This window comes from Paraburkholderia lebeckiae, assembly GCF_014201005.1.
Classification (GTDB): Bacteria; Pseudomonadota; Gammaproteobacteria; order Burkholderiales; family Burkholderiaceae; genus Paraburkholderia; species Paraburkholderia tuberum.
In genome coordinates this window covers 133866-148037 of record NZ_JACHDK010000002.1, presented here as the reverse complement: position 1 = coordinate 148037, position 14172 = coordinate 133866, and the positions used below count along the sequence as shown (strand labels likewise).

12 protein-coding genes and 1 other RNA gene are annotated in these 14172 nt (G+C 64.7%); 3 read left to right on the top strand and 10 right to left on the bottom strand.

The window, feature by feature from the left end:
- Nucleotides 1–2: 2 nt before the first annotated feature.
- Both HDG39_RS03980 and surE read right to left on the bottom strand, forming a co-directional pair.
- Nucleotides 3–1214, bottom strand: coding sequence for a protein-L-isoaspartate(D-aspartate) O-methyltransferase (locus HDG39_RS03980; RefSeq protein WP_184003441.1), 1212 nt, complete (start codon nt 1212–1214; stop codon nt 3–5).
- Nucleotides 1211–1969 (bottom strand): 5'/3'-nucleotidase SurE, encoded by a 759-nt coding sequence (surE, locus tag HDG39_RS03975; protein WP_184003439.1) that lies wholly within the window; start codon nt 1967–1969, stop codon nt 1211–1213. Before surE ends, HDG39_RS03980 begins: the two co-directional genes overlap by 4 nt.
- A 345-nt stretch (nt 1970–2314) precedes the next feature.
- Between surE and HDG39_RS03970 the strand changes: the two genes are divergently transcribed.
- Nucleotides 2315–3289 carry an NADPH:quinone oxidoreductase family protein gene (locus HDG39_RS03970; RefSeq protein WP_184003437.1) on the top strand — a complete coding sequence of 325 codons (975 nt, stop codon included), beginning with the start codon at nt 2315–2317 and terminating at the stop codon, nt 3287–3289.
- A gap of 78 nt (nt 3290–3367) precedes the next feature.
- Here HDG39_RS03970 and HDG39_RS03965 read toward each other — a convergent pair whose 3' ends face one another.
- The 8 genes from HDG39_RS03965 to ffs all read right to left on the bottom strand — a co-directional run bounded on the left by HDG39_RS03965 (nt 3368) and on the right by ffs (nt 11787).
- On the bottom strand, nt 3368–4192 hold the full coding sequence (locus tag HDG39_RS03965; protein ID WP_184003435.1) for an ABC transporter permease: 825 nt from the start codon (nt 4190–4192) through the stop codon (nt 3368–3370).
- A 71-nt stretch (nt 4193–4263) separates the two neighbouring features.
- On the bottom strand, nt 4264–5076 hold the full coding sequence (locus HDG39_RS03960) for an ABC transporter ATP-binding protein (RefSeq protein WP_184003433.1): 813 nt from the start codon (nt 5074–5076) through the stop codon (nt 4264–4266).
- Between the two features lie 127 nt (nt 5077–5203).
- On the bottom strand, nt 5204–6241 hold the full coding sequence (locus tag HDG39_RS03955) for an ABC transporter substrate-binding protein (protein ID WP_018418133.1): 1038 nt from the start codon (nt 6239–6241) through the stop codon (nt 5204–5206).
- A 160-nt stretch (nt 6242–6401) separates the two neighbouring features.
- On the bottom strand, nt 6402–7643 hold the full coding sequence (locus tag HDG39_RS03950) for a CaiB/BaiF CoA transferase family protein (RefSeq protein WP_184003432.1): 1242 nt from the start codon (nt 7641–7643) through the stop codon (nt 6402–6404).
- Nucleotides 7644–7748: 105 nt separating this feature from the next.
- Nucleotides 7749–8345 (bottom strand): recombination mediator RecR, encoded by a 597-nt coding sequence (gene recR, locus HDG39_RS03945; protein ID WP_018418135.1) that lies wholly within the window; start codon nt 8343–8345, stop codon nt 7749–7751.
- A gap of 229 nt (nt 8346–8574) precedes the next feature.
- Nucleotides 8575–8901, bottom strand: a complete 327-nt coding sequence (locus tag HDG39_RS03940; protein ID WP_027197578.1) for a YbaB/EbfC family nucleoid-associated protein — start codon at nt 8899–8901, stop codon at nt 8575–8577.
- A 73-nt stretch (nt 8902–8974) separates the two neighbouring features.
- Nucleotides 8975–11506 carry a DNA polymerase III subunit gamma/tau gene (locus tag HDG39_RS03935; RefSeq protein ID WP_184003430.1) on the bottom strand — a complete coding sequence of 844 codons (2532 nt, stop codon included), beginning with the start codon at nt 11504–11506 and terminating at the stop codon, nt 8975–8977.
- Nucleotides 11507–11688: 182 nt separating this feature from the next.
- Nucleotides 11689–11787: signal recognition particle sRNA small type (gene ffs, locus HDG39_RS03930), an RNA gene on the bottom strand.
- Nucleotides 11788–12295: 508 nt separating this feature from the next.
- On the opposite strand from ffs, the gene trxA reads away from it, so the two are divergent.
- Both trxA and rho read left to right on the top strand, forming a co-directional pair.
- Complete coding sequence (gene trxA / locus HDG39_RS03925; RefSeq protein WP_013089343.1) at nt 12296–12622, top strand: thioredoxin TrxA; 327 nt, start codon at nt 12296–12298, stop codon at nt 12620–12622.
- A 280-nt stretch (nt 12623–12902) separates the two neighbouring features.
- Entirely contained in the window at nt 12903–14171 is a 1269-nt protein-coding gene (gene rho, locus HDG39_RS03920; RefSeq protein WP_026225411.1) for a transcription termination factor Rho, read from the top strand.
- Nucleotide 14172 lies beyond the last annotated feature (1 nt).

Sequence of the window (14172 nt, the reverse complement as noted above, 5' to 3'; positions counted from 1 at the left end):
TGTCAAATCACTCCGGATTTTAAGGGTACAAAGAAAACGCGATCAAGCCGCGACTCGCGCCACTGCGCGGGGCCGAGGCGCTCGACCAGCGTCAGCACCTGGCTCTGTCCTTCCTGTGAGCCGACCGGCGCAACCAGACGTCCGCCGATCGCGAGCTGCTCGAGCAACGCCTGCGGAACGTCGAGCCCAGCAGCCGCGATCACGATCGCGTCGAACGGCGCCGCCGACGGCAAACCGAGCCGCCCGTCGCCGTAATGCAGCCGGATATTCGGAATGCGCAGCGGACGCAGATTCGTCTTCGCGCGCTCGGACAGCGGCTTGATGCGCTCGATCGAATAAACCTCGCGTGCGACCCGGCTCAGCACCGCCGCCTGATATCCGCAACCGGTGCCGATTTCGAGCACGGTGTTCAACGCGCGCCCGGCCGCCGCGAGTTCGATCATTCGCGCGACCACCGACGGCTTCGAGATAGTCTGGTGATGACCGATCGGCAGCGCGGCATCTTCGTACGCCTGGGCCGCAAGACCCGGATCGACGAACATGTGGCGCGGCACCGCCGCCATCGCGTTCAGCACACGCTGATCGCTGACGCCATTGGCTCGCAGGCGTTCGACCATGCGTTCGCGAACCCGTTCCGAGGTCAGCGCCAAGGCGTTGTTCATCGCACCGCTGGTCGCGCCGCCGAATGCGCCGCCCATTGCACCGGCCAACGCGGCGTTCGGCGCGGGTTTCGCGCTTTGCTGCAGTTGCGACTGAAGTGGCGATGGTGTCGCGCGCGCGCTGTGGCCAGACGCATGCGTCGAGGTTTTGCCTGGCTTGACCGACGACTTCGGTGCTTGCTTGACAGGCTGTCCCGCCAATGCACCGGCGAACGCGTTCGCTGTTGTCTTCGCGACTGGAGCGGCCTGCGGCTTTGGCGGCATCGCACCGGTCGCCGCCGTTGACGTACCCAACGAAGCGCTTTGCGTCTTCGCCTGGGGAATCACCTGGGGTCGCGTCGCCGGCGCAGATTGCGCAGCAACCGAGGTCCTCGCTTGCGCCCGTGCGGCCGCGCCGCCCTGCGTCGGCTTCGCCGACTGCTGCCGTGCGTTCAACGCCGCGCTCGCCGCGAGCGCCGCCGCGCGCATCTCACCTGGACGTCCCTCGGGCCGGCGCGGTTCGCGCACCAGGTCCTCGAGCCCTAGCGGAAAGCGCTTCGCGCGCTCGCCGGTCATGAACTGCCGCTCCCGGCGCGCAGCCAGTCGCGCGCCGCGGGCAGCATTTGCGTGTAGGTCAGATCGAGCTGCAGCGGCGTGATCGACACGGCGCCGTTGGCCACTGCATGGAAGTCCGTGCCTTCGCTCGCGTCGCGCGCCTGGCCCGAGGCGCCGATCCAATAGATCGGTTCGCCGCGCGGATTGGTCTGGCGGATCACCGGCTGCGACGGATGACGTTTGCCGAGTCGCGTGATCTGCCAGCCGCGCAGTTCGTCATACGGCAGGTTAGGAATATTGACGTTCAGCAGCGGATGTCCCGGCAACGGCCGCGCGAGATAATGCGCGACGATTTCGGCGGCAACGCGGGCTGCGTCTTCGAGATGCGCCCAGTCTTTGTCGACGAGCGAGAACGCGATGGCCGGCACCCCGAACATGATGCCTTCGGTAGCGGCTGCGACGGTGCCGGAATACAGCGTGTCGTCGCCCATGTTCTGGCCGTTGTTGATACCCGACACGACGAGGTCCGGTGTATGGTCGAGCATGCCGGTCAGTGCGATGTGCACCGAGTCGGTCGGCGTGCCGTTCACGTAGTAGAAACCGTTCGCCGAACGCAGGACCGACAGCGGCCGCCACAGCGTCAGGGAATTCGACGCGGCGCTGCAGTTCTGTTCGGGAGCCATCACGGTGATGTTGGCGATCGGCTTCAGCGCTTCGTAAAGCGCGGCGAGGCCCGGCGCCAGATAACCGTCGTCGTTGCTGAGTAGGATTCGCATGCGCCGATTGTAACCGAGGAAAGATGGCACGCGAACGACACGGACGGCGTGTCTGCGTGGTGTGCACAAGCGTCGTGCGAGCCAGTATTTTCCAGGTGCGCGGATCCTTGTATCGAACGCAAAGATGCTGCTTCGCACTGAACGCGCGGCCGTACGCGCTCGTCAATGAGTCGGCATCCTGTGCGTGCTTCACGCTGTGCAATGCAATACGGCTTGCGTGATGAAGCGCACGCGACGCATCAAAAGCGCGCTGCACGTCGTAACCCGCAGCGCAATAAATCGCACGGTCGTGCGCTTTACTTTACACTCGAAAACAGTGCGAACCCTGAACGATACGGAGACACGATGCGCGCGATTCGCTGCAAGCAGTACGGGCCGCCCGAGAGCCTGGTCGTCGACAACCTGGCGGATCTCGAAGCGCCGCCTGGCCACGTCGTGATCGACGTGAAGGCCGCGGCCGTCAATTTTCCCGACGTGCTGATCATCGAGAACAAATACCAGTTCAAGCCGCCGCTGCCGTTCACGCCCGGTTCGGAAGCCGCGGGCATCGTGCGCGCGGTGGGCGAAGGCGTCACGCAGTTCACGCCTGGTTCGCGCGTGGCCGCGTTCACCGGCTCCGGCGGTTTTGCCGAGCAGGCGCTTGCGCCCGCCGCGGCCTGCGTGCCGCTCGACGATGACGTGTCGTTCGAACTCGCGGCCGCGTTCACGCTCGCGTATGGCACCTCGCATCATGCGGTGGTCGATCGCGGCGCGCTGCAGCCTGGCGAGACGATGCTCGTGCTCGGCGCGGCCGGCGGAGTCGGGCTGGCGGCGGTCGAAATCGGCAAGGCGCTTGGCGCGCGCGTGATCGCGGCGGCATCGAGCGACGAAAAGCTCGCGACCTGCGTGAAGCACGGCGCGGACGCGACGATCAACTACAACACCGAGGATCTGCGCGAGCGCATCAAGGCGCTCACCGACCGCAAAGGTCCGGACGTGATCTACGACCCGGTCGGCGGCGTGTATGCGGAGCCGGCGTTTCGCAGCATCGGCTGGAGGGGGCGTTATCTGGTGGTCGGCTTTGCGAATGGCGAGATTCCAAGGCTGCCGCTGAACCTGATGTTGCTCAAGGGCGCAAGCGTGATCGGCGTGTTCTGGGGCGACTTCGCGAAGCGTGAGCCGCAGCGCAATCGCGCGGCATTCGAGCAGATGACCGGCTGGATTCGTGAAGGCAAGCTCAAGCCCTACGTGTCCGCCCGCTACTCGCTCGACGACACCGGCCGCGCGTTGCGCGACATGGCCGAGCGCCGCGTGATCGGCAAGGTGGTCATCACGCCGTAGCACAACCAGTAAAGCAGCCTCAAAAACGGCGCGGCGGCCGACTGCGATTTCGGCCGCCGCGCCGCTTGCGATCCGCGGTCACAGCTTCTCGGTATCCCCGGTGCGCGGCTGCCACTTCATCAAACGCCGCTCCGCGGTCCCGACGATCGCATCGAGAATCAGCGCGAACGCGGTCAACACCAGAATCCCCGCGAACACCGTGTTGATATCGAAGGTGCCCTCGGCCTGCAGGATCAGATAGCCGACGCCGCGCGCCGAGCCCAGATACTCGCCCACCACCGAGCCGACGAACGCAAGCCCCACCGACGTATGCAGGCTCGAAAACACCCAGCTCATCGCGCTCGGCAGATAGACGAAACGCAGCAGCTGCTTACGGTTCGCGCCGAGCATGCGCGCGTTCGCGAGCACGATCGGACTCACTTCCTTCACGCCCTGGTAGACGTTGAAGAACACGATGAAGAACACCAGCGTGACGCCGAGTGCGACCTTCGACCAGATGCCGAGGCCAAACCACACGCCGAAGATCGGCGCGAGAATCACGCGCGGCATCGAGTTCGCGGCCTTCACGTACGGATCGAACAGCGCGCTCGCGGTCGGCGCGAGCGCGAGCCACAGGCCGACGCCGAGCCCGATCGTGGTGCCAAAGACGAACGCGAGCACGGTCTCGACGAGCGTGATCCACAGATGCAGATAGATCTCGCCGCCCGTGAACCATTCCCAGATCCGCTGCAGTACTTTCTGCGGCTCGCCAAAGAAAAACGCCGCCTTGTTCGGATCGTCGAAATAGAACGGCGGTATCAGCGTCGGGCTCGTCAGCACGTACCACAGCACGAAGCACAGCACGAGCAGCAGCCACTGCCAGATCACCAGATTCGCCCGGCTCGGGCGCAACGTCTTCCACATGACTTGGTTTGCCTTGGACGATTATTGAACACGTCTTCTTTTCGATGTGCAGGCGGGGATGCGCGGCACATTCAAACAGCGGTCAGTTGCTGCTGATAACCCTTGAGCACCTCATCGCGCAGCACACCCCAGAGCTGCGCATGCAACTCGACGAAGCGCGGATGCGAACGGATTTCGGCGACATCGCGCGGCCGCGGCAGATCGATCCGGAACTCGCCGATCGGATGCGTCGCAGGCCCGGCCGACAGTACCACCACGCGATCCGACATCGCGATCGCTTCGTCGAGATCGTGCGTTATGAACAGCACGGCCTTGCGCTTCGCGGCCCAGAGATCGAGCAACTCGTTTTCCATCAGCTGCCGCGTTTGAATATCCAGCGCGGAAAACGGCTCGTCCATGAGGATGATGTCGGGGTCGAGGATCAGCGTCTGCGCCATCGCAACGCGCTTGCGCATGCCGCCCGACAGCTGATGCGGATAGCGGTCGCCGAAGCCGCCGAGACCGACACGCTTCAACCACTCTTCAGCCTTCGCGCGCGCTTCCGAGGCCGGCACGCGGTGAAACGACAGGCCGGCCATCACGTTGTCGAGCGCCGAGCGCCACGGCATCAGCGCATCTGCCTGGAACATATAGCCCGCACGGCGATTCAGGCCACTGAGCTTTTCGCCGAACACGCTGACGCCGCCCGTCGACGGTTGGAGCAGCCCCGCGCCGATGTTCAGCAGCGTGGACTTGCCGCAGCCAGTCGGCCCGACGACCGACACGAACTCGCCGGGCTCGATACGCAGCGTCGTGTCCTTGACCGCTGTGTAGCGCTGTGCGCGGTTGTCACGCGCGGCGAACGTGCAGGTGATGTTTTCGAGCGCCAGGGCAGCAACGGTCATCGTACGGCTCGCTTCGGGAATCGGGTTTGCGGGGAGTTGTCGCGGCGACGCTGGGGCGACGGGTGTGAACGCGGCGAATCGCCTTGCCCACGTCCCATTCGATGCGCCTGTGTGCGCGCCGCGTCGTTTAGGCCTTGACGGTCGCGAGCGCCTTCTTCACGAAGTCGTTGGTCCACGTCTTCGACAGATCGATCTGCGCGTTCTGGATCACCGGATCGAACGCTTTCAGCGTCTTCAGCGACGTCGCGGGACCGTCGGCGGGCATCAGGCCGTCGGGCGACATCGCTTCGCGCACGTGCTGCCACGCGTCGAGATAGAGCGCGCGGTCGCCAAGCAGATAGCTCTCCGGCACCGTGTTGATCAGTTCGCTGCCGCTCGCGTTCTGCAGCCACTTGAGCGCGCGCACCATCGCATTGGTGAGCGCCTGCGTGGTGTTCGGGTTCTTCGTGATGAACGACTGCGACGCGTACAGGCAGCCCGCCGGCATGTCGCCGCCGAACACGATGTGCGTATCGGTGAGCGTGCGGGTGTCCGACACGACGCGCACGTCGCCGGCGCGCTCGAGGCGCGTGACGACCGGATCGAGATTGGCGATCGCGTCGATCTGCCCGGACTGCAGCGCGGCGATCGCGCCGGCACCGGCGCCCACGCCGATGAACGCGACGTCCTTCGGACTGAGCCCCGCTTTCGCGAGGACGAAGCTCGCCATGATCGACGTCGACGAACCCGGCGCGGTCACGCCGATCTTCTTGCCCTTCAGATCGGCGATCGACTTGTAATTCGGCATCGTCTTCTTCGACACCGCGAGCACGATCTGCGGCGCGCGGCCCTGCAGCACGAATTCGCGGAACATCTGTTTTTGCGCCTGCAACAGCAGCGTGTGTTCGAACGCGCCGGAGACCACGTCGGCGCTTCCGCCGACTGCCGCCTTCAACGCCTGCGAGCCGCCCGCGAAGTCGGAAATCTCGACTTCGAGCCCCTCGTCCTTGAAGTAGTTGCGGCGCTCGGCGATCGTCAGCGGCAGGTAGTAGAACAGGTTCTTGCCGCCGACCGCGATGGCGACCTTGGTGGTCTCGGGCTTGCCCTGTGCGAAAGCGAACGGCGTGGCCGCGAGCGAGGCGCCCGCGAGCGCCGCACCGCCGGCGAGGAAGGTTCTGCGTTGCATGGTCCGTTGTCTCCAGATTTTTTGTAGTCCGGCTTTTTGACCGCCCGGGTGCGCGTTGCGCAAGCGCTTGGGCACGGTGTGGGGCTGCCGGTCGCGCGGCGCGAATCGTGCGTCAGCGCCGCGCTTTACGCGCCTTTCTCCATGCGTTGCGCTGTGCGCATCAGACGATCTGTTGCGCCCGCAACCGCGCGATGCCGTCAGCATCATAACCTAGCGATTGCAGGACTTCATCGGTATGTTCACCCAGTTCTGGCCCCAGCCAGCGCGTCTCACCGGGCGTCGCCGACAGCTTCGGCGTAATCGTGGGCAGCGTGATTTCCTTGCCGTCCTGCCACTTGAACCGCTGGATCATCTGCCGCGCGATGAACTGCGGATCGGTGAACATGTCGGCGACGCTGTAGATGCGGCCCACCGGCACGTCGGCCGCGTTCAGCACCGCGAGCGCTTCGTCGATCGTGCGCGTGGACAGCCACGCGCCGATCGCGGCGTCGATTTCCCGCGTGCGCGGCACGCGGCCATCGTTATGCGCGAGCGTCGGATCGTTCGCGAGATCGTCGCGTTCGATCGCGATCATCAGGCGCCTGAAGATCGGATCGCTATTGCCGCCGATCACGATGCTGCCGTCGCGGCACGGATACGTATTCGACGGCACGATGCCCGGCAGGGACGCGCCGGTACGCTCGCGCACCATGCCGTAGACGCCGTATTCGGGCACCACGCTTTCCATCATGTTGAAGACGGCCTCGTACAGCGCGACGTCGACGACCTGCCCTTTGCCGCCGTTCACCTGCTTGTGATGCAGCGCCATCAGCGCGCCGATCACACCGTGCAGCGCGGCGATCGAATCGCCGATCGAAATGCCGATGCGCGGCGGCGGCAGATCCGGATAGCCGGTGATATGGCGCAGACCGCCCATCGACTCGGCGATCGCGCCGAAGCCGGGCCGGTCGCGATACGGGCCCGTCTGGCCATAGCCCGACAGACGCACCATCACGAGGCCGGGGTTCTCGGCGGACAGCACGTCGTAGCCGAGCCCGAGCTTTTCGAGCAGACCGGGCCGGAAATTCTCGACGACGATATCAGCCTCTTTCGCCAGTCGCCGCACGATCTCCTTGCCCTCTTCGGCCTTCAGGTTGATCGTGACGGACTTCTTGTTGCGCGCCTGCACGGCCCACCACAGCGACGTACCGCCGACTTCCGGGTACAGCTTGCGCCATTTGCGAAGCGGGTCGCCGCCTTTGGGGTCTTCGATCTTGATGACGTCGGCGCCGAATTCGCCGAGAAAACGCGCGGCGAACGGCCCGGCAATCAGCGTGCCGAGTTCCAGCACCTTGACGCCGGCGAGCGGACCGCACGCGTCATGCGGTGCAGCGCTCGCGCCTGATTCGGGGGTGGCGCTCATGAGTCTCCCTGGTTCTGCATCGTTGTGTACCCAGTCTCTCTGCCTTGCAACGACTTGCGACGATGCGTGCCTGGACGGATATGGCGGCCAACGAAAGCCGCCTGGCTACATCGAACGACGGTCGAGCATCGCGCGCGCGATCGTGCCCGCGTCGACATACTCGAGCTCGCCGCCCACGGGCACGCCGCGCGCGAGACGCGTCACGGCAAGGCCGCGCGCCTTCAGCGTCTGTCCGAGGTAATGCGCGGTGGCCTCGCCCTCGTTGGTGAAATTGGTGGCCAGCACGACTTCCTTGACGACGCCATCCGACGCGCGCTTCACGAGCCGGTCGAAATGGATTTCCTTCGGTCCGATGCCGTCGAGCGGACTCAACCGTCCCATCAGAACGAAATAGAGCCCGCGATAGGTCATCGTCTGTTCGAGCATGATCTGGTCGGCCGGCGTTTCGACGACGCACAGCAGCGACGGATCGCGCTCCTCATCGAGGCAGACCTCGCAGATCTGCGCTTCGGTAAACGTGTTGCACTTTTCGCAGTGACGCAGATGCTCGGTCGCGAACAACAGCGAGCGCCCGAGCTTTTCGGCGCCCTCGCGATCGTGCTGCATCAGGTGATACGCCATGCGCTGCGCGGACTTCGGCCCGACACCGGGCAGCGCGCGCAGCGCTTCGACGAGCGCCGACAGGGCGGAAGGTTGTTTCATGCGGATCGGCGTCGACGTGGGTGGTGCCCGGGTGGGCGAATCGGGATGCGGGGGTGTTGCTCGAACCGGGCCGCGCTTTCACGCCGTGACGACGCTTTCACGCGCGGCTGTGCAGGTTCGATGTTTCCAGCCTGCACGCGGCGCGCGGCGGCGAGCGTCTGCGTTCGCACCGCGGCAATGAACCGCCGCGGCGCTCACCCGCTTCAGCCCTTTCTCAATCAGAACAGGTTCAGAACGGCAGCTTGAAACCCGGCGGCAGCGGCAGGCCGGCGGTCATGCCGCCCATCTTTTCCTGCGCGGTCGCCTCGGCCTTGCGCACGGCGTCGTTGAACGCGGCGGCGACGAGATCTTCCAGCATGTCCTTGTCGTCGGCGAGCAGGCTCGGGTCGATCGACACGCGGCGCACGTCGTTCTTGCAGGTCATCGTCACCTTGACGAGACCGGCACCCGACTGCCCCTCGACTTCGATCAGCGCGAGTTGCTCCTGCATCTTCTTCATGTTTTCCTGCATCTGCTGGGCTTGCTTCATCAGCCCGGCGAGTTGGCCTTTCATCATGGACGTGCTCCTTCTAGATAGCGTGAAATCTGGCATTCCGGCGCCGCGCTGCGACGACGCCGCGAACGATGGATCAGTGGGCCGGCGACGCGCCGTTCGAGGCGGCGTCCGGGGTAATCGGGCGGACCGAGCCCGGCACGATGCTCGCGCCGAACTCGCGAATCAGCGACTGCACGAACGGATCGGCGCTGATCTCGCGCTCGGCTTCCTGCTGGCGCTGCGCGCGCAGCTTCGCGTCGTGCGCGGCGGCGGTACGGCGCGCCGGGCCGACTTCGACCTGCACGTCGACGTTCTGGCCGAGCCGCTCTACGAGCGCTGCCTTCAGTTTAGCGACCTGCGACGCTTCTGCGTATTGCGGCACCGGCACATTGAGCTTCAGCGTGCTGCCGTCGAGCGCCATCAGTTCGCTGTTGAACGCAAGCTGATGCGAGATGCCCTTCAGCGGCAGATCGACGGCGAGCGCCGGCCAGTCGCCGGTGAAACCTAGCGGATCGAGCGACACGGCAGGCGGCAGCGGGCGCGTATCGGCGACCGGCGCAGGCGCGGCGGCGTGCACGGCCGGGCCGTCCATGCGGACGTCGTCGGGGCCGCGGTCGAATACCGGCACGAAATTGTCGTCTGGCGGAATGAAGTACGCGTCGTCAGCGGCCGACAACGGCATGTAGTCGTCGGGCGGCATGTCGTCCCATGGTGGGATCGACGGGCTGTTCTGCTGCGCATTGCTGCTCGCGCCGCTGTTTGCGTCGCGAGCTGGCGCCGCCTGCGCGGCGGTGTCCTGCGACACGCGGCGTGGCGCACCGGGCGTCGGCACCGGCACGACCACACGCGGCGCGGCGGGGTTCGGTGCGGCCGGCTTCGCGGACACGGCCGTGTTAGCGCGGCCACGGTCGGATGATACTTTCATGCCGGCGTTGCGCAGCACGTCGAGCGCGGCGCTGGCGCCGCCCGCGCGGCGCGGCGCGGAGTCGGCTGCGGCCGCCGGTGCCGCCGTTGAGGCGGGCGCCGCCAATTCCGGCCGCGCTTCCAGTTCGGGTGACGTGGCCTCTTCCGCGCGACCAGGCGCGGCAGTTACAAGCGCGCTCGGTGCGGACGAAGGTGCGATGTCGGAAACTTCGTTCGAGACCGGCGCGGTCGAGCTGGCAATCGTGGCGACGGCATTCGCGGGCGCGTCTTCCCACGGCGCCAGCGGGGGCGCCGTAGTGGCAGGCGCGTCTGTCACGCGGGCGACTTCGGCATTGGGCGATTGCGGTGCTGCTTCAGACTGCGCGGAGTCGGCTGCGGGCTTCGCGGTCGGCTTTGCAGTCGGCGCGATCGATTTCATCGCGTCGCCCTGCTCCTCGCCGGCAACGCCTACCTGAGGTCCGCGAACGTGTGCAGCAGCTGCCATGGCCGTCGCGGACGAAGGTGACAGCGCGCGCAGCGCGGCAACCGTCGGTGCACCAGCACGCTTCGCACCGGCGGCGGCGCCCGCACCGTTCTGCGTGCCAGCGGCTCCCGCCACTCCGCCACCGCCGCCTGTCGGAGCCGGCTCGAACGCGAGCATGCGCAGCAGCGTCATCGTGAAGCCCGCGTATTCGTCGGGCGCGAGGCCCAATTCGCTTCGGCCGATCGTCGCGATCTGATAGAACAGTTGCACCTGCTCGGCGCTCAACGCGTCGGCGAAACGGCGCAAGTCGGCCGCCTCCGGCCATTCGTCGAGCACCGACGAAGGCGCGAACTGCGCCCACGCGATCCGATGCAGCAGGCTCGCCAGATCTTGCAGCGCCGTCGAGAACGACAGGCTGCGCAAGGCCATCTCGTCGGCGACCGCCAGCACCGCCGCGCCGTCGCCCTGCGCGAGCGCGTCGAGCAGGCGGATCAGATAGCTTTGATCGAGCGCGCCGAGCATGCCGCGCACCGCGTCTTCACTGACCTGGTTCGCCGAATAGGCGATCGCCTGATCGGTCAGCGATAGCGCGTCGCGCATCGAACCGTCGGCCGCGCGCGCGAGCAGGCGCAACGCCTGCGCCTCGTGAGGCACGTTCTCTTCGCCGAGAATGCGTTCGAGATGCGACACGATATGGCCGGCCGGCATCTGCTTCAGGTTGAACTGCAGACAGCGCGACAGCACGGTGACCGGAATCTTCTGCGGGTCGGTGGTCGCGAGGATGAACTTGACATGTGGCGGCGGCTCTTCGAGCGTCTTCAGCATCGCGTTGAACGCGTGGTTCGTCAGCATGTGCACTTCGTCGATCATGTAGACCTTGAAGCGCGCATCGACGGGCGCGTACACCGCGCGCTCGAGCAGCGCGGCCATTTCATCGACGCCACGATTACTCGCCGCGTCCATTTCGACGTAATCGACAAAGCGCCCTTCGTCGATCTCGCGACACGCACGGCATACGCCGCAAGGCGTCGACGTCACGCCGGTCTCGCAATTGAGCGCCTTCGCGAAGATGCGCGACAGCGTGGTCTTGCCGACGCCGCGCGTACCTGTAAACAAATAGGCATGGTGCAGACGGCCGCCGTCGAGCGCATGGGTGAGCGCGCGCACCACGTGCTCCTGTCCGACGAGCGAAGCGAAATCCTTCGGCCGCCATTTGCGTGCGAGAACTTGATAGGTCATGCGGAAATTGTATCAGTAACAATGGCGCGCAAAACCGATTCGGGAAGACGCGTGAAATGCGCGAAACGGCCACGACGACGCTCCATCCGAACACGGCGAACGATCAATACAGAAGCTGGGAATGACTGTGGAGAAACTGCGGACAAGCCGTGAAAACGGCCGCGGAGAAAAAAGCAAGGAAAGGTGACGAGCCCGACCCTCGGCACTGGTGGAAAACGGCTGTGGCTGCTTCGTTCCCGACCTGACCAGATTGACCATCCCTCCATGCGAGGAGGCCCGTCACGAAAGATTCTATCATTGCCGCGCGCATTGTGCGACTGTTGACGCGAGCAAAACGCGAACGACGCTTCGCTTCGAACGACTTCGCACTGTTTGCGCCCGCTTCCTGCACGCCGCCCGACGCCCTGCCAGCCACCGCGGCGACGCCCGCCACGCGCGGCACTTGAGTTCGCGGCGCGCGCCACCATCTAGATTGCAACGCGGTATCCGTGAGCCGCAGAAACCGGCCGACGCTGCGGCGGCGGCCTATTAGCCCCACTGTCCTGATGAGTACTATCGCCATCGGCAACGCATAGCGAATTAAGCTACACTGCCAGTTGAAAGACCCGCATACGCGACTCTTTCTGCGCATTCCGTGAAGATCCGGCGTTTTTCAGATCGTTTTTTCTGATTTTCACAGGCAGGCGCGGCAAGGCTCTGGATGCGGCAAAGCGAACGGAGTTTTCCCAGTTTTTGACGTATCGTGGCGAGCAATTCAGGCGGGCCTCGAACCGACAGAGGTATTCATAAATGAGCGAACAAATCAAGCATATTAGCGACGCATCGTTCGAACAGGACGTCGTGAAATCCGATAAACCCGTGCTGCTCGATTTCTGGGCCGAATGGTGCGGTCCGTGCAAGATGATCGCGCCGATCCTCGACGAAGTCGCGAAGGATTACGCCGATCGCCTGCAAGTCGCGAAGATCAATGTCGACGAGCATCAGTCCACGCCGGTCAAGTTTGGCGTGCGCGGCATCCCCACACTGATCCTGTTCAAGAACGGCGCCGTTGCCGCTCAGAAGGTCGGCGCTCTGTCGAAGTCGCAACTCACCGCGTTCCTCGACGGCAACCTGTAAAGCAGCAGTACGCCGCGGCGTTCGCGGGTCCATCGCGCGCCGCAGGCAGTTCGAGAATCGGGCGCATCAGTGGAGCAAACCGCCGCGCGCGCCGGTCAAGCGTGTTGTCAGCCGGCAACACGCTTTGCAACAAAGATGCCACGCCGCCGCACTGGCTTAAATTGGCGTGTGCTATGCTAGAATCCACAAAACGTCGAAAAGACGTGTAAGTCTTTGAGCGGTTCCGCTCACCCTCCTCCCAGATTTCATTTCGTCGCACCTTCTCCTGCGGGTTCTCCGTATGCATTTATCCGAGCTTAAGACTTTGCACGTGTCCCAATTGATCGAGATGGCCAATGGCCTCGAGATCGAAAGCGCGAACCGCCTGCGCAAGCAGGAATTGATGTTCGCCATTCTAAAAAAACGAGCCAAAGCGGGCGACACGATCTTCGGCGACGGCACCCTCGAAGTGCTGCCGGACGGTTTCGGCTTCCTGCGTTCGCCGGAAACCTCCTACCTCGCCAGCACGGATGACATCTACATCAGCCCGTCGCAAATCCGCCGCTTCAACCTGCATACTGGCGACACGATCGAAGGCGAAGTGCGCACGCCGAAAGACGGCGAGCGCTATTTCGCGCTGGTGAAGGTGGACAAGGTCAACGGCCAGCCGCCGGAGGCCTCCAAGCACAAGATCATGTTCGAAAACCTGACGCCGCTGCACCCGAACAAGGTGCTGCTGCTCGAACGTGAAATGCGTGGCGAAGAGAACGTGACCGGCCGCATCATCGACATGATCGCGCCGATCGGTAAGGGTCAGCGCGGCCTGCTCGTCGCGTCGCCAAAGTCGGGCAAGACCGTGATGCTTCAGCACATCGCGCACGCGATCAAGCAGAACCATCCCGACGTCGTGCTGTTCGTGCTGCTGATCGACGAGCGCCCGGAGGAAGTGACGGAAATGCAGCGTTCGGTGGCCGGCGAAGTGATCGCCTCCACGTTCGACGAACCCGCTGCGCGTCACGTGCAGGTCGCCGAAATGGTGATCGAGAAGGCCAAGCGCCTCGTCGAAATGAAGAACGACGTCGTGATTCTGCTCGACTCGATCACGCGTCTCGCGCGCGCTTACAACACGGTGGTACCGGCCTCGGGCAAGGTGCTGACGGGCGGTGTCGACGCGAACGCGCTGCAGCGCCCGAAGCGGTTCTTCGGCGCGGCGCGCAACATCGAGGAAGGCGGATCGCTCACCATCATCGGCACGGCGCTGATCGAAACCGGCAGCCGCATGGACGATGTGATCTACGAAGAGTTCAAGGGCACCGGCAACATGGAAGTGCACCTCGAGCGCCGTCTCGCCGAGAAGCGCGTCTATCCGTCAATCAACCTGAACAAGTCGGGCACGCGCCGCGAAGAGCTGCTGATCAAGCCCGAAGCGCTGCAGAAAATCTGGGTACTGCGCAAGTTCATTCACGACATGGACGAAGTCGAGTCGATGGAATTCCTGCTCGACAAGATCCGTCAGACGAAGAGCAATTCCGAGTTCTTCGACATGATGCGTCGTGGCGGCGGCAGCTAAC

Bases quoted from the DNA above. Each gene is read 5' to 3' on its own strand.
- HDG39_RS03980 (WP_184003441.1), bottom strand. From the start codon at position 1,214: ATGACCGGCGAGCGCGCGAAGCGCTTTCCGCTAGGGCTCGAGGACCTG.
- surE (WP_184003439.1), bottom strand. From the start codon at position 1,969: ATGCGAATCCTACTCAGCAACGACGACGGTTATCTGGCGCCGGGCCTC.
- HDG39_RS03970 (WP_184003437.1), top strand. From the start codon at position 2,315: ATGCGCGCGATTCGCTGCAAGCAGTACGGGCCGCCCGAGAGCCTGGTC.
- HDG39_RS03965 (WP_184003435.1), bottom strand. From the start codon at position 4,192: ATGTGGAAGACGTTGCGCCCGAGCCGGGCGAATCTGGTGATCTGGCAG.
- HDG39_RS03960 (WP_184003433.1), bottom strand. From the start codon at position 5,076: ATGACCGTTGCTGCCCTGGCGCTCGAAAACATCACCTGCACGTTCGCC.
- HDG39_RS03955 (WP_018418133.1), bottom strand. From the start codon at position 6,241: ATGCAACGCAGAACCTTCCTCGCCGGCGGTGCGGCGCTCGCGGGCGCC.
- HDG39_RS03950 (WP_184003432.1), bottom strand. From the start codon at position 7,643: ATGAGCGCCACCCCCGAATCAGGCGCGAGCGCTGCACCGCATGACGCG.
- recR (WP_018418135.1), bottom strand. From the start codon at position 8,345: ATGAAACAACCTTCCGCCCTGTCGGCGCTCGTCGAAGCGCTGCGCGCG.
- HDG39_RS03940 (WP_027197578.1), bottom strand. From the start codon at position 8,901: ATGATGAAAGGCCAACTCGCCGGGCTGATGAAGCAAGCCCAGCAGATG.
- HDG39_RS03935 (WP_184003430.1), bottom strand. From the start codon at position 11,506: ATGACCTATCAAGTTCTCGCACGCAAATGGCGGCCGAAGGATTTCGCT.
- trxA (WP_013089343.1), top strand. From the start codon at position 12,296: ATGAGCGAACAAATCAAGCATATTAGCGACGCATCGTTCGAACAGGAC.
- rho (WP_026225411.1), top strand. From the start codon at position 12,903: ATGCATTTATCCGAGCTTAAGACTTTGCACGTGTCCCAATTGATCGAG.